Source organism: Acrocarpospora sp. B8E8, from assembly GCF_039871605.1.
Classification (GTDB): domain Bacteria; phylum Actinomycetota; class Actinomycetes; order Streptosporangiales; family Streptosporangiaceae; genus Acrocarpospora; species Acrocarpospora macrocephala.
In genome coordinates this window covers 140,076-159,195 of sequence record NZ_JBDPLV010000001.1, presented here as the reverse complement: position 1 = coordinate 159,195, position 19,120 = coordinate 140,076, and the positions used below count along the sequence as shown (strand labels likewise).

At 66.7% G+C, this 19,120-nt stretch carries 18 protein-coding genes; 10 read left to right on the top strand and 8 right to left on the bottom strand.

Going from position 1 to position 19,120, the window contains the following annotated elements:
• Positions 1-92 precede the first annotated feature (92 nt).
• Positions 93-1,166, bottom strand: a complete 1,074-nt coding sequence (locus tag ABGB08_RS00690; protein WP_347584455.1) for a hypothetical protein — start codon at positions 1,164-1,166, stop codon at positions 93-95.
• A gap of 121 nt (positions 1,167-1,287) precedes the next feature.
• Between ABGB08_RS00690 and ABGB08_RS00685 the strand changes: the two genes are divergently transcribed.
• Genes ABGB08_RS00685 through ABGB08_RS00675 form a run of 3 tightly spaced genes read left to right on the top strand, consistent with a single transcriptional unit; the run spans position 1,288 to position 3,981 of the window.
• The gene (locus ABGB08_RS00685) at positions 1,288-2,181 is read left to right on the top strand and encodes an ABC transporter permease (protein ID WP_347584453.1); all 894 of its coding nucleotides are present in this window, start codon (positions 1,288-1,290) and stop codon (positions 2,179-2,181) included.
• Entirely contained in the window at positions 2,174-2,950 is a 777-nt protein-coding gene (locus ABGB08_RS00680) for an ABC transporter permease (protein WP_347584451.1), read from the top strand. The genes ABGB08_RS00685 and ABGB08_RS00680 overlap by 8 nt, the downstream gene beginning before the upstream one ends.
• A complete protein-coding gene (locus ABGB08_RS00675) occupies positions 2,947-3,981 on the top strand; it encodes an ABC transporter ATP-binding protein (protein WP_347584449.1) in 1,035 nt (344 codons plus the stop codon). Before ABGB08_RS00680 ends, ABGB08_RS00675 begins: the two co-directional genes overlap by 4 nt.
• 3 nt (positions 3,982-3,984) lie before the next feature.
• On the opposite strand, the gene ABGB08_RS00670 is transcribed toward ABGB08_RS00675, so the two are convergent.
• A complete protein-coding gene (locus ABGB08_RS00670; protein WP_155357004.1) occupies positions 3,985-4,650 on the bottom strand; it encodes a TetR/AcrR family transcriptional regulator in 666 nt (221 codons plus the stop codon).
• Between the two features lie 111 nt (positions 4,651-4,761).
• On the opposite strand from ABGB08_RS00670, the gene ABGB08_RS00665 reads away from it, so the two are divergent.
• From ABGB08_RS00665 to ABGB08_RS00650, 4 genes are all read left to right on the top strand, one after another.
• Positions 4,762-6,129: an FAD-dependent oxidoreductase gene (locus tag ABGB08_RS00665; protein WP_347584446.1), complete on the top strand. Its 1,368-nt coding sequence runs from the start codon at positions 4,762-4,764 to the stop codon at positions 6,127-6,129.
• Positions 6,130-6,149: 20 nt separating this feature from the next.
• Entirely contained in the window at positions 6,150-7,547 is a 1,398-nt protein-coding gene (locus ABGB08_RS00660; protein WP_347584444.1) for an aminobutyraldehyde dehydrogenase, read from the top strand.
• Positions 7,548-7,731: 184 nt separating this feature from the next.
• Complete coding sequence (locus ABGB08_RS00655) at positions 7,732-8,346, top strand: TetR/AcrR family transcriptional regulator (protein WP_246268705.1); 615 nt, start codon at positions 7,732-7,734, stop codon at positions 8,344-8,346.
• The gene (locus tag ABGB08_RS00650) at positions 8,343-9,020 is read left to right on the top strand and encodes a DNA alkylation repair protein (RefSeq protein ID WP_347584442.1); all 678 of its coding nucleotides are present in this window, start codon (positions 8,343-8,345) and stop codon (positions 9,018-9,020) included. The genes ABGB08_RS00655 and ABGB08_RS00650 overlap by 4 nt, the downstream gene beginning before the upstream one ends.
• A 43-nt stretch (positions 9,021-9,063) precedes the next feature.
• On the opposite strand, the gene ABGB08_RS00645 is transcribed toward ABGB08_RS00650, so the two are convergent.
• From ABGB08_RS00645 to ABGB08_RS00625, 5 genes are all read right to left on the bottom strand, one after another.
• Positions 9,064-10,476, bottom strand: a complete 1,413-nt coding sequence (locus ABGB08_RS00645; protein ID WP_347584440.1) for a cellulose binding domain-containing protein — start codon at positions 10,474-10,476, stop codon at positions 9,064-9,066.
• Positions 10,477-10,507: 31 nt separating this feature from the next.
• Positions 10,508-11,797 (bottom strand): beta-N-acetylhexosaminidase, encoded by a 1,290-nt coding sequence (locus tag ABGB08_RS00640; protein WP_347584438.1) that lies wholly within the window; start codon positions 11,795-11,797, stop codon positions 10,508-10,510.
• Positions 11,798-11,815: 18 nt separating this feature from the next.
• Entirely contained in the window at positions 11,816-12,640 is an 825-nt protein-coding gene (locus ABGB08_RS00635) for a carbohydrate ABC transporter permease (RefSeq protein WP_347584436.1), read from the bottom strand.
• The gene (locus ABGB08_RS00630) at positions 12,637-13,605 is read right to left on the bottom strand and encodes a sugar ABC transporter permease (protein ID WP_347584434.1); all 969 of its coding nucleotides are present in this window, start codon (positions 13,603-13,605) and stop codon (positions 12,637-12,639) included. Before ABGB08_RS00630 ends, ABGB08_RS00635 begins: the two co-directional genes overlap by 4 nt.
• 68 nt (positions 13,606-13,673) lie before the next feature.
• Positions 13,674-14,942 carry an extracellular solute-binding protein gene (locus ABGB08_RS00625; RefSeq protein WP_347584432.1) on the bottom strand — a complete coding sequence of 423 codons (1,269 nt, stop codon included), beginning with the start codon at positions 14,940-14,942 and terminating at the stop codon, positions 13,674-13,676.
• Positions 14,943-15,077: 135 nt separating this feature from the next.
• Here ABGB08_RS00625 and ABGB08_RS00620 point away from each other — a divergent pair, with 135 nt between their 5' ends.
• A complete protein-coding gene (locus ABGB08_RS00620) occupies positions 15,078-15,812 on the top strand; it encodes a GntR family transcriptional regulator (RefSeq protein WP_347584430.1) in 735 nt (244 codons plus the stop codon).
• A gap of 133 nt (positions 15,813-15,945) precedes the next feature.
• Entirely contained in the window at positions 15,946-16,404 is a 459-nt protein-coding gene (locus ABGB08_RS00615; protein ID WP_347584428.1) for a hypothetical protein, read from the top strand.
• Between the two features lie 21 nt (positions 16,405-16,425).
• Here the strand turns inward: ABGB08_RS00615 and ABGB08_RS00610 are convergent, their stop codons facing one another.
• Entirely contained in the window at positions 16,426-18,483 is a 2,058-nt protein-coding gene (locus tag ABGB08_RS00610) for a DUF6571 family protein (protein WP_347584426.1), read from the bottom strand.
• 130 nt (positions 18,484-18,613) lie between these two features.
• On the opposite strand from ABGB08_RS00610, the gene ABGB08_RS00605 reads away from it, so the two are divergent.
• A complete protein-coding gene (locus ABGB08_RS00605) occupies positions 18,614-18,919 on the top strand; it encodes a hypothetical protein (protein ID WP_347584424.1) in 306 nt (101 codons plus the stop codon).
• Positions 18,920-19,120: the final 201 nt, after the last annotated feature.

Below are 19,120 nucleotides of genomic sequence, written 5' to 3'. Positions count from 1 at the left end.
GCCTGGGTCCGGCGGGGTGGGCCGTTCACTTGGGCGTCTTCGGGCACGTCGGGCTCGTGGGGTTCTTGGTCTGGCATTTGGGCGGTGGAGGTCTAGAACCATGTTCGGAGGACGCCCATGGGGGCGTAGCGCCAGCGGGGGAGGTGGTTGGCGGCGTAGAGGAGTTCGCGGCATTCCTGTTCGACCTCGAAGGGACGCAGGAGTGAGCGATCCAGGAGCTCTGACTGCCCGGCCTCCGCCAATTTCGTGACATAGGCGGTTTCGAGGGCTTCGCGGGTCATCCAGGACCACGCGGCCATCGCCTGGGGATCAGCTCCGCGCCGCTTCACGGCCACCTGGGCCACATGCTCAAGGCTGGTGGTCAGCTGGGCGAGATCCCGAGCCACCGGCTGGTACGGCAAAGCCCCCGAAACCGTCGGATTCCCATCGAAATCCACGATCGCCAACCCATCCCGCCATCGCAGCACCTGCCCCACATGCAGATCCCCATGAATACGCACCACCGGCGTCTCCCCAGCCACCACGAGCGGCGCGAGCTCACGCCGGAGATCCCCCTCATGCGCGGCCAGCCACGCCGAATCCTCCGCATCCTCGGTCACCCGAAGCGCCTCACCCAGCGCCTCGAACGCCCGCCCAGCCCACGACGCCTCCGCCACCCGCACAGGATCCGGCCACACACTCGACGGCGTCGCCAGCGCCACATGCAACTCCGCCGCCATCCGCCCCAGTTCGCCCGCGAAAGCCGTACCCCCAGAAACGGCCTCATCCACGCACCACTCCCAGCCATCCCTGGCCTCGGGCAGGTACGCCGTCACCAGCGCCAGCAGCTCATCCCCGCAGAACACCGCCGCGTACGGCTCCGCGATCGCCCGGAACCCCACCTCCGCCAGATGCGCGAACAACTCAGGCGCGGGCGAATCCTCAGAAGGCCTCGCAAACCACTTAACCACTACGGTTTCACCTACGATCACCGAGTGGTTTGTCTGATCGGCCGGAATCACCCGTTCCCCGGCCGGGATGGGCGGAAGGGGACGCATGCTCCGTACGACGAAAGGATCCGGTGGATCCAGCAGGGTGCGCAGGAGCGTCTCCGAGAGGCCCGGTTCGATCGGGCGCCCCGGGATCAGGGTGGCCGTCGCCGACAGCCGCCACCGTGGAGTGTCCACGCCTACTCCTGAACGTCGCTTCAACAAGAAACACAAATGTAAAGCTCACCGTGCTCAGCAAAGTCTTGTCTAAGTTGAGTTCTCCTGCAACACTCGCGAATCATCAGGAAGGGAGCGCCGCTTGTCCGGAAATCTCACGAAGGCTTCGGAGACTTCCCGGAGGCCGCCTGGCTGGGGAAGAGCCGCCGCGGCGGTGTTCTTCCTGGCACCCGGACTGACCGCCCTGATCGTGCTGGCCATCGTGCCCATGATCTTGATGCTGACCTACATGTTCTTCCCGCGAGGACGCTTCGGCGGGGTCGTCTACGAGTTCACCCTGGAGAACTTCGCCCGCCTCAACGACCCCCTCTACCTGGGCGTGATCGGCGACTCCCTGGTCATCGCCGGCCTGGTCACCCTGATCGCGCTGCTGATCGGCTACCCGACCGCCTACGCGATCGCGCAACTGCCGCCGCGCTGGAAGACCATCGCCCTGCTGGCGATCATGCTGCCGTTCTGGACGAACTTCCTGATCCGCGTCTACGCCTGGATCGTGCTGCTGTCCGGGCCGGGCCTGATCAACGACGCGCTCACCGGGCTCGGTCTCGTCGACGAGCCGCTGGAGCTCCTCTACAACGAGGGCACGATCGTGCTCGGCCTCGTCTACGGCTACCTTTCGCTCATGATTCTGCCGATCTACTCGGCCGTGGAGAAGCTCGACCCCCGGCTGCGTGAGGCGTCCGCCAACCTGGGCGCGAGCCCGTTCCGCACGTTCCTCAGCGTGACGCTGCCGCTGACGCTGCCCAGTGCGCTGATCGGGGCGGTGCTGGTGTTCGTGCCCAGCTTCGGCAACTACGTGGTGCCGGAACTGCTCGGCGGCGGAAAGGCGATCATGGTGGGCAACATGATCAGGGACCAGTTCCTCAAGGCCCGCGACTGGCCGTTCGGCGCGACCCTGGCCCTGGTCATGATTGTTTTCACGTTCGTGCTGCTCATCGCCCAGGCCGTGGCCTCCAGGAGGGTGCGCAATGCGTAGGCGGAACCTGGGCGTTTACGTGCCGCTCTGGCTGACGTACGTGTTCTTCTACGCGCCGATCGTGGTCATGGTGGTGATGTCGTTCAACTCCAGCGACTCGCCGTTCGGCTTCGACGGCTTCAGCCTGAAGTGGTACGGCGCGCTGGCCGAGAACGACAACGTGCTGCGCGGCCTGGTCAACACGCTGATCGTCGCGGTGGGCACGACGGTGATCGCCACGGTCGTCGGCACCATGCTCGCCGTCGGCCTGGCCCGCTACACCCGGTCCAGGATCCTGGACGCGCTGGCCACCCTCCCGGCCATCCTGCCGGAACTCATGCTCGCGGTCGGGCTGCTCATCTTCTACTCCACCGTGCAATTCACCCTTGGCCTGCAGTCGATCCTGCTGGCCCACCTGACGTTCGGCATCCCGCTGGTCGCCGTCGTTGTCCGGGTCCGCCTGGCCTCGATGGACATGTCCCTCGAAGAGGCCTCCCGCGACCTGGGCGCCGGCCCGATCCCCACGTTCCTGCGGATCACGCTCCCCGGCCTGATGCCGGGCGTGGCCGCCGGCGCGCTGCTGGCGTTCACCTTCTCCCTCGACGAGTTCGTGCTCGCGTTCTTCACCGCCGAGCCGACCGAACCGACGCTGCCGATCGTGATCTACTCCATGATCCGCTTCGGCGTGACCCCCGACATCAACGCCCTGGCGACGATCCTGCTGGTGGTCAGCTTCACCGCCGTGATCGCCGTCCAGCGGATGACCCGACTGACGGAGTCGTTCAAATGACGCTGCTTTCCATCGAGGGAGTGTCCCGGAAGTTCGGGGACGTCGTTGCTCTTTCCGATGTCACGCTCGACATCCGGGCGGGGGAGTTCTTCGCCCTGCTCGGGCCGTCAGGGTGTGGCAAGACCACGCTGCTGCGCATCCTGGCCGGCTTCGAGTGGCCGGACCGCGGCAACGTCCGCCTCGACGGCGCCGACCTGCTGCGCCAGCCGCCGCACCGGCGGCCGGTCAACCTGATGTTCCAGTCCTACGCGCTGTTCCCGCACATGAGCGTCGCCAAGAACGTCGCGTACGGCCTGGAGCGCGAAGGCCTGCCCCGGGGCGAGATCAAGACCAGGGTCGGCGAGGTGCTGGAGAAGGTCGGCCTGGACACGATGGCCGGGCGGCGGCCCGCGCAGCTGTCCGGCGGCCAGCAGCAGCGGGTCGCGCTGGCCAGGGCCATCGTCAAGCGCCCCCGCATGCTGCTGCTGGACGAGCCGCTGTCCGCGCTGGACAAGAAGGTCCGCGCGGAGATGCAGCTGGAGCTCAAGCGGCTGCAGCACGAGGTCGGCATCACCTTCGTGGTCGTCACCCACGACCAGGAGGAGGCGATGTCCCTCGCCGACCGTATCGCCGTCATGGACAACGGCCTGATCGAGCAGATCGACGCCCCCATCGCCCTCTACGACCGGCCGCGCACCCGGTTCGTCGCCGATTTCATCGGCGCCAACAACCTCTTCACCGGTACGGTCACCGCCGGCGGCTTCGAAGTCCCCGGCCTCGGCCCGCTGCCCTGCAAGACCGACCTGCCCAACGGGATCGCGGTCCTGGCCGTGCGCCCCGAGCGGGTCCGGCTCGGCGACCCCGGACGCGGCGCCGCCGACGGAACCGTGGTCGACGTGAGCTTCTTCGGCGGTATCTCGCACATCGCGGTGGACGTGCCAGGGCATGACCGGAAGGTGCTGGTGGCCACGCAGGGGTCGGCCCGGATCGCTCCGGGCGCGACGGTCGGGCTGTTCTGGAACCCGGACGACGCCGTGCTCGTGCCCGCGTAGCGGTCAGGCGCTTTGGGTGCGGGGCACGGATGGCCTGCGGGTCGCCGTGGTGCGGTGCGGGATGCTCGCCTTGAGCGGGTGGCCGGTGGCCAGGCGGGCGTAGTCGAGGATGAGCTCCGCGGCTTCGTCCGCGCCGATCGTGTGGTGCCTGGCCACGATGCGGTAGCCGTACGCGTCTTCGAGGGCGACCAGGTTGCGGCCGATGGTCTCGGAGTCCTGGGCGAGGGTGAAGGCGTGCTGGGCGGCGCCGACCTCCAGGATGGTCTGGTACATGGAGACCTGGCGGTCGTAGAGGGTGGTCAGCAGCGTGCCGTACACCCGGTTGCGGCCGGCGGCGCCGCCGAGTTCGCAGAGCAGGCGCACGCCCGCGTCGTCGGGGCCCTGGGGGAGACCGGAGCGGATCGTGACCATGAGCTTCTGGGCCGGGTCGGCGATGCCGCTGATCTTCTTGATCCGCTGCTCGTAGAAGCGCTCCATGCCCGCGTGATGCGCCTCGATGAGCAGGTCGCGCAGGTCGGGATAGTGGTAGAGGACGGCGCCCGAGGTCAGGCCCGCCTCCTCCGCGATCTGGTTCAGATGAACGCCCTCCGCGCCGTGCTGGATCATCGCGCGCCGCGCCGCGTCGATCAGCTCGATCCGCCGATCTGCCTTGCTCTTGCGCTGAGTCATGACACCCGTCCCCGTCTGAACGATCTCACAACTAGTCTCGCAGGTCTTGACGTAGGAACTCGATGGGTATTTGAATCACGATTCAACAAACATGGCACGAAGGGAGACGCGGTGCTCAAGGATGCGGCTCCCCGGGTCTACTGGACGGATGGCCAAACTCTTCCGGCATACCCACCTTTGGACCGGCGTACTACTGCGGATTTGCTCGTCGTGGGCGCGGGTTTTACGGGATTGTGGGCCGCGGTGCTCGCCAAGCGGGAGAACCCCGGGTGCGATGTCGTGCTGGTCGACGCGCACACGGTGGGATTCGGGGCGAGCGGGCGGAACGGCGGCTTCATCTCCGACTCGCTGACGCACGGGCTGGCGCATGGCGTGCATCGCTGGCCTGGGGAGATAGCGCTGCTGCTGGCCCTCGGCCGGGAGAACCTGGCGCAGATCGCGGCGTTCGTCGAGCAACACGCCATCGACGCCGACCTCCGCCTGGTCGGCAAGACCAGCGTGGCCGTCGCGCCGCACCATGTCGACGATCTCCGCCGCGCCGAGAAACTGCACCGCGAGTACGGCGAGGACGTCACCTTCCTCGGCCCCGAGGAGATGCGCGCCGACGTGAACTCGCCGACGTATCTGGCGGGGCTGCGGATCCGGGGGAACGGCGGGCTGGTCGATCCGGCCCGGCTGGCGTGGGGGATGCTGCGGGTCGCGGGCGATCTGGGTATCCGGATTTATGAGAACACGCCGGTCACCGGGCTGGAGCGATCCGGATCGGCCGTCCGGGTGGCCACCGGCCGGGGCGTCGTGACGGCCCGCCAGGTGCTGCTGGCCACCAACGCGTTCCCCGCCCCGCTGCGGCGGTTGCGTAACTTCGTGCTGCCCGTCTGGGACTACGTGCTCGTCACCGAACCGCTGGACGCCGGCCAGCGCGCCTCGCTGAACTGGCCGGACGCACAGGGCATCACCGACGTGGGCAACCAGTTCCACTACTACCGGCTCACCCGGGACCAGCGCATCCTCTGGGGCGGGTACGACGCCGTCTACAACTTCCGCGGCACCGGAAACGAGCAGCGCCCCACGTCCCACCAGCTGCTCGCCCGGCACTTTTTCACGACATTTCCCCAGTTGCGGGGTCTGCGCTTCACCCATCGCTGGGGCGGCATGATCGACTCCACCAGCCGTTTCACGCCCTTCTTCGGGACCGCGATGGGCGGGCGGGTGGCGTACGCGCTGGGTTACACCGGTCTCGGCGTCGGCGCGTCCCGATTCGGGGCATTGGTCGGCCTGGACCTGCTCGCCCGCAGGGACACCCCCAGAACGGGTCTGCGCATGGTCCGGCGGCACCCCGTGCCGTTCCCGCCGGAGCCCCTGCGCTGGCCGGTGGTCGAGTTCACCCGCCGCGCGCTGGCCCGCGCGGACGCCAACGAGGGCCGCCGAGGGCCCTGGCTGCGCGCCCTGGACCACTTCGGCATCGGCTTTGACAGTTGAAATAGGTAAGGAACCACCCGATGACCATCCTCATCAACCCCGCCACCGGAGAACCCGTCGACGAGGTCCCTGACAGCACTCCCACCGACGTCGCCGCGGCCGTACGGGCCGGGCGGGACGCCTTCACGCACTGGCGGGACACCACCCCCGCCGACCGGGCCCGGCTCCTGCTGCGCCTGGCCGACCTGGTGGAAGCCGACGCCGAGGAGCTGACCCGCCTGGAGGTCGAGGAGACCGGCAAACCCGCCGCCGTCTTCCGGGACGGCGAGCTCCCCTTCGCCATCGACAACCTGCGTTTCTTCGCCGGCGCGGCCCGCTCCCTGGACGGCACCGGCGCGGGCGTGCTCAGCTCCGGCTACACCTCCGCCCTCATCCGCCGCCCCATCGGCGTGATCGGCTCGATCGCCCCCTGGAACTTCCCGTTCATCATGGCCGTCTGGAAGATCGGCCCCGCCATCGCGGCCGGCAACGCCGTCGTCATCAAACCGGCCCCCGCGACCCCGCGCAGCACGCTTCGCCTCGCCGCCCTGATGGCCGAAGCGGGCGCCCCCGAAGGCCTGCTCCAGGTCGTCACCGGCGGCGCCGGCATCGGCCAGGCCCTGGTCACCGACCCCGGCGTGGACATGGTCGGCGTCACCGGCTCCACCGCCACCGGCCGTGCCGTCATGCGCGGCGCCGTGGACGGCCTCAAGCGGGTCCACCTCGAACTGGGCGGCAAAGCCCCAGCCCTCGTCTTCGACGACGCCTCGCTGGCGGACATGGCCTTCGGCGTCACCATGGGCGCCACGTACAACACCGGCCAAGACTGCACCGCCGCCACCCGCGTCTACATCGCCAGATCCCGCTACGACGAGGCGCTGGAGGCCCTGCACGCCGCCATGGAACAGGTCAGGCCCGGCGATCCCTGGTCCGACGAGACCGACATCGGCCCGCTCATCTCGGCCGCCCACCGCGACCGGGTCAACGGCTTCGTCACCCGCGCCTCCGGCCGCGTGCTCCTCGGCGGCAAGCCCATCGACGCCCCCGGCTTCTACTACCCGCCCACCCTGATCGCCGACGCCGACCAGTCCAGCGAGATCGTGCAGGGCGAGATCTTCGGCCCGGTCCTGGTGGCGCTGCCCTTCGACTCCGAGGAGGAGGCCGTCCGCCTGGCCAACGACACTCCCTACGGCCTGGCCTCCTCCATCTGGTCGGCGGACGTCGCCCGCGCTCTGCGCGTCGCCCACCAGCTCGACGTCGGCGTCACGTGGGTCAACGATCACCTGCCCATCGCCTCCGAGGCTCCGCACGGCGGCGTCAAGGGCAGCGGCTTCGGCAAGGACATGAGCCAGGAGGCCGTCCAGGAGTACTCCGTGGTCCGCCATCTCATGATCAAACACGCCGCCCCGGAGGCCCGCGACTCCTTCAGGCCCGCCTGAGCGCAGAACCTTGTTCCGTTATGCAACAAGCGCTTGGTCGCAGGTGGAACATGGGGTGAGCAGGCGACTCACCGCAGGTTACGCGAACAGGCCATTGTTCGAAAGGCTCATAATGGAGCACGTGAATCAGCGAAAGAGCACGACCACGGTCAAGCGTCAGACCGGGGGCAGGCGGGGCACCAGCATGGCCGGCGCCGTTTCCGAGCGCCGGGACCACCTGGTGAAACTCGCCGCGGAGCTCTTCGCGCGCAAGGGCTTCCAGGCGACCACCGTCCGGCAGATCGCCGAGGAGGCGGGCATCCTGTCCGGGAGTCTCTACCACCACTTCGACTCCAAGGAGGCGATCGTCGACGAGGTGCTGCGCACGTTCCTCGAAGACCTCATCGCCCGCTACCGGGCCGCCCTGCACTCGGACGGCGATCCGCGCGCGGTCCTGTCGGAGATGGTCAGGATCGGGTTCGGCACCCTCGAACTGCACCGCGCCGCGATCACCGTCATGCAGAACGACTGGAGCTACCTGCGCTCGCTTCCCGACAACCGCTTCGACTACCTGGTGAAGGCCGAGGACGAGGTCGAGCGCATGTGGATCGAGCAGATCAAGCGCGGCCAGGCCGTCGGGCAGGTCCGCGGCGACGTCGACCCCAAGCTGACCTACCGGATGATCCGCGACACCATCTGGGTGGCCGTGCGCTGGTTCCGCCCCGGCGGGCGGCTCAACACGGCCGGGCTGGCCGAGCACTACGTCAAGGTCCTGTTCGACGGGCTCGCGACCGGGGACCGGACCAGCCAGCAGGCATGAGCATCATCGAGGCCGTGCGGGGGGCGCTGGCCGAGGTCGCCGACCCGGTCAAGGCGCCCGCGATGCGCGCGTACATGAAGTCGGAACTGCCGTTTCTCGGGGTGCAGTCGGGGCCGCGCCGTACCGCGCTGAAGAAGGTGTTCGCCGGGCACCGGCTGGATTCGGCGCCGGAGTGGCGCAAGGCCGTGCTGACGTTGTGGCGGGAGGCCGAGTATCGCGAGGAGCGGTATGCGGCGATCGAGCTGACCGGGTCGCGGCTCTACCGCGACTGGCAGACGCTGTACACGCTGCCGATGTACGAGGAGATGATCGTCACCGGGGCCTGGTGGGATCTGGTGGACGAGCTGGCCGTGCATCGCATCGGGACGCTGCTGCGGCTGTTCCCGGACACGATGAAGGTCACCATGCTGGAGTGGGCGCGGGATCCCGATCTGTGGAAGCGCCGCACCTCGATCCTGTGCCAGAACACCTTCAAGGACCGGACCGACCTGGGGCTGCTCTACGCGTGCATCGAGCCGAGCCTGTCGGATACGGAGTTCTTCGCCAGGAAGGCCATCGGCTGGGCGTTGCGCGAATACGCCAAGACTGATCCGCGGGAGGTCGTGCGTTACGTGAACAACCACGGCATCAGCGGGCTCTCGCGGCGGGAGGCGCTTAAGAATGTGGCGGAATAGGACGGCTCGCGCGCCCCGAATACGCGCGAGCCGTGCCGGATGATCAGACGCTGGGCACGGTGTCCACCCAGCGCGTCGAGGCGGACCGGTAGGAGTTGACCCGGTTGAGGACCTCGGTGGGCGCGACGACTTCGTTCTTGGAGTGGTAGAACCAGTCGACCTGCTGGACGTACGTGCGGGGGGTCGAGCTGCCGAGCAGGCCGCCGCTGATGAACCACAGGTTGAAGTTCACCGACTGGACCGTCTCGGGGTAGTAGATGTCACCGTGCGTCGCGAAGAGCGCGCCGTCGATGTAGTACTTGATCTGGCCGCCGGAGACCTGGAGGACCAGGTCGTGCCAACCGTCGTAGCTGATGCGGTTCTCGGTGTGCACGTTGACCGCCAGCCAGGGTTCGTTGCGGTAGGTCTCCCAGGAGGTGGCGTACATGATGTTGGCGGGCTCGCCCCAGCCGCCGTTGGGCAGATACTCGAAATCCTGCTCGCTGTAATTGGGGTCGAGGTCCTGGTTGAGCGGTGTGATCGTGAAGAAGGTCTGCACGATGTGGTCGCCGTCGGGGCCGCTGATCGGGGCGTCGGAGAACTTCACGCGGGCCGCGTAGGTGCCCTCCAGGAACTTGCGCTGGTGCAGCACTTCGGACTGCTGGGTGCCGGCCGAGGTGCCGTCGGTGACCGACTTGAGCTGGAGCGCCTTGTTGGTGCCCGAGACGACGGGGAAGGAGATGTTCCCCTGCGGCCAGGTCGCTCCGGGGATGCCGGGGCCGCCCTGGTTGGTGCGGATGGTCCAGTTGTGTGCGCTGATGGTGCTGTCGTTGGCGTCGGTGTAGTTGAAGTCGTCGAACACGACGCCGGAGCCGCCCGGCGGGGGACCGCTCGGCGAGGGCGACGGCGACGGGGACGGAGACGGCGATGGGTTGCCGCCGGTCGGCGCGGTGCCCCAGAGCAGGGTGCCGTTCTGGTAGACCGTCACCTTCGTCCAGTCGAGGTACGAGGTGTTGGTGCCGAAGGAGTAGTCGTCGCTCTGGGTGATGCGCTGCCAGTCGGCGCGGTAGAAACGCAGCTGCATGTCACCGGACTGGGCGCCGGTGGCCAGGGTGCCGGAGGTGAAGCCGACTTCCAGGTAGCGGTCGGCGGTGGCCGTGCCGGGGGAGATGGTGCCGAAGGTGCCGGTGACCGTGGAGCAGGACACGACCGCCCAGGAGCAGGCGAAGCGGTACTGCTGCGAGGCGGAGTCGGCCTTGAAGTAGTAGCGGATCTTGAGGCCGCTCAGCGGGATCGCGGTGGTGCCGTTGTTGATCAGGTTGAACCAGGGTTCGACCTGGTCGGCGGTGGCGCCGGAGGCGCTGGTCCTGTACTGCAAGCGGACGGATGTCGCGGCGTCGGCCGGGAGGGCGACCAGGCCGATGAGGGCGAGAGCGGACACCAGTCCGCCGGCTAACCACTTCTTTCTGGACAACATTCTTCCTTTCGGTGTGCGAATCCCCCGAGGTCTACGGAATGAGCGGCCCGATATGGATGCCCTGGGCGGCCAGCCGGGCCAGGTGCGGGTCGAGCCGCCGGAGGAAGTCCGGGTAGTCCTGGGGGGAGCCCCAGGCCACTTCGGCGAAGGCACACAGGCGGGGGAAGGTCTGGCGCTCCACGTCGTCGGGGGTGGGCATGTATTCGGTCCAGAGCTGGGCTTGCACGCCGAGGATCCGACCGTCCGCGCCGGGCGGGGCGGGGGGTGGGTCGAAGTGGTACGCGTCGGACAGTGTGAGGACCCGATCGGGGGCGAAGGGGCCCGGCTGGAGTTCGACGGGGTAGTCGAGATATGTCCGGGTATGTGGGGCTAGGACGACGTCGCGGCCTTCGAGGGCGGCGAGCGGGCCGCTCTGCTCGTCGAGCCAGGTCATCGTGGTCGCGCCGGGAGGACCGTCCGCTTTCTCGTGCCAGTAGACGAGGCGGCGTCCCCTGCGCTGGAGGTGCTTGGCCATCCTCGTCATGATCCAGCTCCTGGCCGCGTGTGCGCCGGGGAGCCCGAGCTCGCGGATACGCTCCTGCGCGCGGGGGGTTCTCTCCCACTCGCCGGGACGGCATTCGTCCCCGCCCACATGCACGTACTGATCCGGAAATATCTCGATAACTTCGTCCAGCACCTCCTCGAAGAAGGTGATCGTGGACTCTTCCAGGTTGAGCGTGTGCGGGCTGATTCCCCAGGCGTCCCACACCGGTAGCGGCCGGGAGGGATCGTTGCCCAGATGCGGATACGCGGCGAGCGCGGCCTGGACGTGACCCGGGAGCCCGATCTCGGGGACGATCCGGACAAACCTCTCCGACGCGTACGCGACGAGCTCCCGGATGTCGTCGTGCGTGTAATGATCGCCGGACACCTCGGTGAGCCGGGGATGCCGTTTGATCTCCAGGCGCCAGCCTTGATCATCACTCAGGTGCAGCTGGAGCACGTTGAGCTTGTGCAGGGCCAGCAGGTCGATCAATCTGCGGATGAAGTCCGTTGGCATGAAATGCCGGGCGACGTCGAGCATGAGGCCGCGCCAGGGGTACTTGGGGCGATCCTCGATCGTGGCGTGGGGGAGCGCGTCGCCGTACAGGGCGAGGGTTTGGCGGGCGTAGAAGCGGCCCGCGTCGCCGCCGGCGGTGAGATCGACGCCGGTGGGGGATATTTCCAGACGGTAGCCTTCCTGTCCGAGTGCGGGATCTGGTGGTGCGAGCCGGACACGCTCAGGGTCGTACGCGACAGTGCCCCCGAGAACGGCCAGTTGCCTGGGCCGCGGAATTATCACGTGGAGATCCCTTTCAGGTCAGCCCTTGATCGCGCCAGCGGTGAACCCGGAGGTCACCCGGCGCTGCAGGACGAGGAAGATGAGCAGGACAGGCAGCATGAAGAGGGTGGCGGCGGCCATCGTGGCGCCCCAGTCCGTGCCGAAGATGTTGCTGAACGACGACAGCCAGACGGGCAGGGTGCGGTCGTCCTGGTTCTTGATGATCAGCGCGTTCGCGAAGGCGAACTCATTCCACGCGGTGATGAACCCGAACAGGGAGGTGGACATCAGGCCCGGCGCGAGGAGCGGGAAGACGACCCGGCGGAACGCGACCAACCGGCTCGCGCCGTCCATCTGGGCGGCTTCCTCCAGCTCCGGCGGGATCGCCGCGAGGAAGCCCCGGAGCGTGACGATCGTGAACGGAAGCGTCGTCATGAAGTAGATCAGGCTGAGCATGGACAGCTTGTCGAGCATGCCGGTGTCGCGGGCGATGATGAACATCGAGATCAGCAGCGCCTCCCAGGGCGCCATCTGGGCGAGGAAGACCATCAGGATGAAGCCGCGCCGTCCCCGCCACCGCATCCGCGCCACCGCGAACGCGGCGAGCAGCGCGACGACCAGGGCGGCCAGGACCGCGCTGACGGTCACCAGCAGGCTGTTACGCCAGAACAACCCGAATCCGTCGGCGTTCACGGCGGTGGCGAAATGTTCGAGCGTGGGATTCGCGGGCCAGAACGTTGGGGTGTCGGCCTGGATGTCCCTCGTGGGCTTGAACGCGGTCAGCACCATCCAGTAGACGGGGAAGACCGAGACGATCAGGACCGACAGGGCGGCCAGGGTGAGCGGGAGGCGCCGGAGTCTCACAGCTGGTCTCCTTCGTGCCGGAGCATCCGCCGCAGGTGCGTGATCAGGGCGGTGACCAGGATCAGGACGGTCAGCGTGGAGATGGCCGCGCCCAGGTCGTATTTATGGAGGGATTGGGCGATCTGGTAGGCGTACACGGGGAGGGTGGTGGTCGCGCCGTCCGGGCCGCCGCGGCTGATCGCCCAGATCTGGGCGAAACACTTGAACACCCAGATCACCTCGAGGGAGGTGATCAGCCCGAACAGCGGCCGCAGGATCGGGAAGGTGACATTTCTGAATATCTGCCATCCGGTCGCGCCGTCGATCCGCGCGGATTCGTAGAGCTCCGCCGGAATCGTGGTCAGTCCCGCGTACAGGGTGAGCGCCGCGAACGGCACCGACTGCCAGACGACGAGCACCACCAGGATGACGAACGTGGACGTGCCGTCCGCGAACCAGGTGTAACCCCGGAAGGACTCGAGACCGAGCGTGGCCAGCAGCCAGTTGACCACGCCCAGCCTCGACTGGAACAACCACTGGAAGATGGTGGTCGCCGCCAGAACCGGCGTCGCCCAGGTGAGCACCAGGCCACTCATCACGGCCAGCCGCAGGCGTTTCCGCAGCCGGGCGATCATCAACGCGACGAGGGTGGAGATCACCATGATCGCGGCGACGTTCACGGCCGTCCACAGGAGGGTCCGCCAGACCACCGACCAGAACTCGTCGCTGCCGAGGACCTCCTGGTAGTTCTCCAGACCGACGAAAGCCGCCCCGCCACGGATCAGCTCGCCGGTCCGGAAGTGCTGGAAAGAGATCACCACACTGCGCAGCAGCGGGTAGAGCAGGAGATACGCGGCCCCGAGCACGGTGGGGGCGATCAGCAGATACGGCCACAATCCGGCCATCCGGGATCGTCCCGGGCGACGGCGGGTGACCGGCGGCGCGGGACTTTCCTGGCGGTGGGCGACCACGGGCGGTGCGGACACGGGCTTCCTCGGAAGGTCGTGGGGAGCATGGATGGGAGGGTCGGCCCACCTTTGGGACACTCCTACAGCTACGACTTGGTGTTGAGGATGTCCGTGATGACCTGGGACGCCGCGGCGGATTCGGTCGCGGGGTCGCCGCCGGTGAGGACCTTGGTCATGTACTCCTTGATGACGTTCTTCGCCTCGACCGCGGCCCAGTTGGGGGAGTTCGGGGTGGCGTGCCCGTTGGTCGCGCCGATGGCCATCGCCGCCGCGCCCTCACTGCCGCTCAGCACGCCGGCGAAGGACGCCTTGTTCGGGACGTACGACATCTCCTTGGCCATGTCGAGCTGGAACTTCTCCCCCGCCAGGGCCTTGACGACCTCGTAAGCGGCGTCGGGATTCTTGGACGCCGCCGGGATGATCAGGTCGGATCCGCCGGTGAACACCGCGCCCGGCTTGTCGGCCGTCTTCCCCGGAATCGGGAAGAATCCCAGCTTCCCGGCCAGTTCCGGATTGGCCTTCTCGATCGCGGTCGCGCCGCCGGGGGAGGAGATCAGCTGCGCCACGTCGCCCTTCGCGAACACGTCGGCCTGCGGCGGCTTCGCCTCGTCGGAGTCGCGCGGCCCTTCGCCGAGCGCCTGCAGCTTCTGGTAGAACCCGATCCCGGCGATCGCCTGCGGCGTGTCCAGGGCGCCCTTCCACTGGTCGCCCTCCCGCACCGCCAGGTCGCCGCCCTCGTCCCAGATGAACCCGGCGAGGGTGTACCAGTTCTGGCCCGGCAGGTAGATGCCCTGCGTGCCGCCCTTGTTGAGCTTGGTCGTGACCTCGATCCACTCGTCCCGCGTCTTCGGCGCGGCCGCGATCCCGGCCTTCTCGAACAGGTCCTTGTTGTAGATCACGACCCGGTTCGCCGCGTACCACGGGATCCCGAACTGCCGCCCGTCGATCTTGCCCGGCTCGGCGAGCCCGGGAATCCAGTCGGTGCCCCCCAGTTCGGCGACCTTGTCGGTGAGGTCCTTGACGCCGCCGCTCGCCGCGTACTCAGCCACCTGGGTGTTCCCGACCTCGATCACGTCGGGCGCGTCGTTGCTGGCGAGCGCGCTGGTGACCTTCTGCCCGATGCCGTCCCACTCCTGGATCTGGATGTCCAGCGTGGTTCCCTGGTGTCTCGCCTCGAAGTCGGACTTGAACCGGCTGATGACCCCGTCGGTGAAGCTGTCCCGCATGACCCAGACGGTCAGTTTGACCGGCCCCGCGTCAGCGCTGGGAGTGGTGGATTCTGGCGTGGATCCGCACGCGGTCAGGCCGGCGGCGAGCGCCAGCACCGCCGAGGCGGTAAGGAAGCGGGACCTCATTGGTACTCCCAGTGGTCAGATATTGGTAAGCAATCTGCCTGCTTCGAGTAGAGTGGTCTTAACCAGTTGTCCCGTCAAGGCCTGTTATCAAGCGTTAATCTGGCCAACTGGTCAGAAGCTGGTAAGGTCAGGTTTGTGACTCTGAACATGCGGGCCGGGCTGAAGCGCGACCGAGTGCGCGACTTCCTGCTCGACTTCATCGCCGACAAGAAGCCGGGCGAGGCCATCCCGTCCGAACGCGACCTGTGCAAGGAACTCGGCGTCTCCCGCCCCACCCTCCGCGCCGCCATCGACGACCTGGTCCGCTCCGGCCAACTCGTCCGAGAACACGGCCGAGGCACCTTCACCGGCCCCCACCGCGTCACCCAGGCCCTCGCCGCCACCCCCAGCGGCTCGTTCTACGCCCCACCCGCCGAGGGCCACTGGGCCAGCCGCATCCTCGAATTCGGCTCCGCCCCCGCCGGCCCCCAACTCGCCAGCCGCCTCCAACTAGCCCCCGCCGCCCCCGTCCTCCGCGTCGTACGCCTCCGCCTGGTCGACGACGAACCCATGGCCATCGAACGCCTCCACCTCCCCCACGCGCTGGTCGACGGCCTGGTTCCGTCAGACATGGAATCCGGCTCGTTCTATCGCTTTCTCCGCGAACGTTTCGGGGTTGACGTACGCAGCGCCATACAGACCATCGAGGCCACAGTCACCGACGAGACAGAGGCGGAACTGCTCCACGTGCCGGAACATTTCCCAGCATTGATGGTGGAGCGCACCACCAGAGACGTGAACGGCCGGATCGTCGAGTTCACCCGATCCATCTACCGAGGCGACCGCTACCGAGTCACCTCAGAACTAAACTTCGACGCCGATTCCGGCTGATCCGCACCAGGGCCACACGGTCGCGGCGCGCAGGTCACAGGCCGGTTCTTGCTGTTTCTGCGAAATGCACGTACTAGCGCTGGTTCCCGGACATTATGGGTCTGATGCATGGACCGGATGGCCGGAGGGGTGGATGGCGCGTCGCGTGTGGCGGATCAAGTCGATTGCGGTTGCCATCGTATTTGTGCTGTCCGGATGTGGGAATGACGTCCCTCCGGAGCCGACCGCGGCCGAAGCCGGCGAGGTGCTGAAGAGTCATATCGACCAGACTTTGAAGTATTTGTCCGCCGCAGAAATAAAGATCACAGACCCTGGGGGAAAGGATATCCCCTGTGGCAATGGAAAATACAAGCGTACCTACGCCGCCGAAGCTGAGGCCGGAGCCGGTACCGGTGATTCTGATGTACTCGCGACTATACTCGTCGGGGCGCTGATTTCGGTGGCCCAGCACGCCGAGTACGAACTGATCGCGAGCCACTTGACCGCGAAGGTGGCCGTGAGTGCCAAGTTTCGGACGCGGATCGTGCTTTACTCACCAGGTAAGGAACAGATGGCCGCTCGAGGCGAAACGGATTGCTTGCTCTTGAAATAACCGAGGTGGACACTCACATAGTCACTGAAAGTCGTCCACTACTTCGGTCTTCCCTCCCAGGAAGGCGGTTTTCAGCCACTTGTGAGCTTCGCCGAGCTCGCTCTTGTCCGTCCCTCCGGAGCCATTGGCGATCAGCCAATTATTGAAGCTATTTACGGCCTCTTTGTCCTTGGCTATCTCCGCGAAAGGTAGGAGATTCCCGTTGCCATCGGCGATGGGCGGGTGGGAAAAGCGGGCGTCAGTCAGCGCGACCTTTGGTTCGAAACCGTTGGCTATCAGCATGTTCACCATCCAGCCTTCCCGTGCCAGCGAAGCCGCACGTGTCTTTTCAGTCAGCGTGGATACGCGGGTCTCGTCGGGCGTCAACATGGACTCCAGGCCCGGAGGTGTAATAGTGGAGATCCCCAGCCACAGAACCTGACCGCCCAAGCCGGGTATCGCAAGGCCGCCCGCACCAAGAGCCAGACTAGCCACGAATATTTGCGCCTTGATCCGCTGCTGATCAATGGCGTCGAGCCTTCCCTGGACCTCGCTCTCGGCCACTAACTGCAGTCCTGCGACATATCCCATCGTTCGCATCGTGCTGTTGAGATGTTCGATCCCTTTGCCGCCGTCCTTCGCGGCGGCCATGTTGATGAGCCGGTCGGCGGCGATCCCCATGCCTTCTTCGAAGGGTTTGATGTTTTCCGGAGAGTTGGCAAATGTCTTAACGAAATCATAGGTGTCCTTCGGGCTGAGGCGGAATGCCGGATCAAGCCCGGGGATGATCGTCTTCACATCTCCGAATGCGCTTGGCTGGGTGCGGTTGGCGTCACCGAGGTTCGCACCTTCGACGATCTCCGTGGCATATGAACCCGCGATCTCGGCGAGATGTATGCGGGTAGGTTCCGCGATCTTCAGCGACGGAAGTGTCGTCATCAGTTGGAAGGCGTTCCGGGCAGCCTCGGGGGAGTGTGCCCCGTCCTTCTCGTCGTAGGCGCCTGATGCGGCGGCCAGCATCCGGCCGAAGGCGTCGGCTCGTGAATTCTCCTTCTCCTGCAAGTCCGCCTGCCAGGAGAAGGTGGAAGAGACTTTCACCCTCTCGTTCAGTCGGTGAAGCGACGCAGCCAGGGATCCGTACTCCTTGGTCGCAGTAGAGATCGCCGTTCTCGCGGCTTCGGGATTGTTGCCCAGGGCGTAGAGATATCCGGCCAGGCTCGTGCCGTTCACCGTGCTCTTGCCGCTCAGCGCATGTCGGCTCACCACGGTCGAAAGCCAGGCCGCGGGAAAGTCGCCGGTTCGGAGCAGGTCGCCCAAAGCCTGATTACCGTGCTCCGGGCCGTATGCTCCGGCATTGTCCTTGAGTTCCGCGAAGTCTGCCGCGATGGCGCTACTTTTCGGTGGCTGGAAGAGCGTGGATGCGTGTCCAGGGTCCCGGCCGGTCACCATCTCATACCGGGTTCCGGCGAAGCCCGGCACCTGCGCTCCGAAGCTGACCGCGGTACCGAAGGCCCGGCTGACCAGGTCGATCGTGTCGTCAGGATCTTTCATACCCGCCCGGAGCTTGGCGGGGATCCCAAGCGTGCCTTCGGCTCCGAGCGTGGCGAAGAAGGAGGCGCTGAAATCCGCGTCATTCCAGTGTGCGCCCAACTCGGCCGCCATTTCGGCGAGCACGTCATCGTTGGTTTTGCCGCCGGGCCATCCCCAGTCGATCGCCTGGATGCCGGCGAAGCGTTCCGCCAGCGCCTTGCCCTGCCGCCGCGCCTCCGCCTGGGACAACATCGTTTTTTCGTCCAGCGGCACCAGACCGCTCAGCAGACCCGGCGCCCACGACCGGATATTATCCGAGGCCTGAATCGCCTGATTGCGTCTGCGGAGCTGCGGTAATTCGGTTTCGAGCCAGTCCAGAATTTGTCCGACCGGCTGCAGGCCCAGACTCGACAGGTCGGCGCTGGTCAGCAGGCGGCGGATCGCTTCCATCTCTTCTTTGATGACATCGCGGCCACTTGTGAGAGAGGCGATGAACGTGCTCATCAGACCTGGATCGATGCCACTGAAATCCGGTGACAACGGTCCCGTTCCAGGGGGTCCCTGCTCCATGATCTCTCTCCACCCTGTAGCCGCCCCGCTTCACTCTAATATTCGTACGACAGATTGGTCTGGTGTACCTGCATAAACGATGGCAGATCCCATAACGTGGAAGTAATCGCGACGTTTAGCGAAGGGGCATATGAGCCACTCCGCAGACCACATGGTCCCCAACCCCCGGCACCAGCTCATGGAACGGACTTTGGCGGAGCTCAGAACCCGGGTCGCGGGCCTGGAGGCGGCGCTCGATTCGCCGCACCGCCAGTTCACCGGCCAGCCCGTGTGGGTCGGCCCCGTGGCCCGACGGTTCGCCGAGGACTTGAGCGCGCGCCGCGCACGGTTACGGCAGGCGGCCCACGCAATGATCGCCGATCTCGAAGGGGAACTGCGGGCCGTGCCAACGAAGGTGCCTTCCACCAAGATTCCCCCGTCCCGCGGGGGCTGGTGAATCCACGCGTGTGAGAACACGCGACGGGGTGCTTGGGCGCGCGTGGTCGCCGGTGTGGCGCGTCTGGTGGTGTTCAAGTGAGAGTTCGTTATGGACATTAACCATGATCTTGGAAGATAATTCGGAGACCTGTTGCTCGCGAGCCTTAGTCACCGTGGCTTCGCAACCCCATCGCTCCGTCGGTGCCCGGTGACCTCACTC

Coding starts and splice junctions, on each gene's coding strand:
- ABGB08_RS00625 (WP_347584432.1), bottom strand. CDS start 14,942: ATGAGGTCCCGCTTCCTTACCGCCTCGGCGGTGCTGGCGCTCGCCGCC.
- ABGB08_RS00670 (WP_155357004.1), bottom strand. CDS start 4,650: ATGACTCAGCGCAAGAGCAAGGCAGATCGGCGGATCGAGCTGATCGAC.
- ABGB08_RS00610 (WP_347584426.1), bottom strand. CDS start 18,483: ATGGAGCAGGGACCCCCTGGAACGGGACCGTTGTCACCGGATTTCAGT.
- ABGB08_RS00605 (WP_347584424.1), top strand. CDS start 18,614: ATGAGCCACTCCGCAGACCACATGGTCCCCAACCCCCGGCACCAGCTC.
- ABGB08_RS00655 (WP_246268705.1), top strand. CDS start 7,732: ATGGCCGGCGCCGTTTCCGAGCGCCGGGACCACCTGGTGAAACTCGCC.
- ABGB08_RS00650 (WP_347584442.1), top strand. CDS start 8,343: ATGAGCATCATCGAGGCCGTGCGGGGGGCGCTGGCCGAGGTCGCCGAC.
- ABGB08_RS00660 (WP_347584444.1), top strand. CDS start 6,150: ATGACCATCCTCATCAACCCCGCCACCGGAGAACCCGTCGACGAGGTC.
- ABGB08_RS00675 (WP_347584449.1), top strand. CDS start 2,947: ATGACGCTGCTTTCCATCGAGGGAGTGTCCCGGAAGTTCGGGGACGTC.
- ABGB08_RS00615 (WP_347584428.1), top strand. CDS start 15,946: ATGGCGCGTCGCGTGTGGCGGATCAAGTCGATTGCGGTTGCCATCGTA.
- ABGB08_RS00645 (WP_347584440.1), bottom strand. CDS start 10,476: ATGTTGTCCAGAAAGAAGTGGTTAGCCGGCGGACTGGTGTCCGCTCTC.
- ABGB08_RS00680 (WP_347584451.1), top strand. CDS start 2,174: ATGCGTAGGCGGAACCTGGGCGTTTACGTGCCGCTCTGGCTGACGTAC.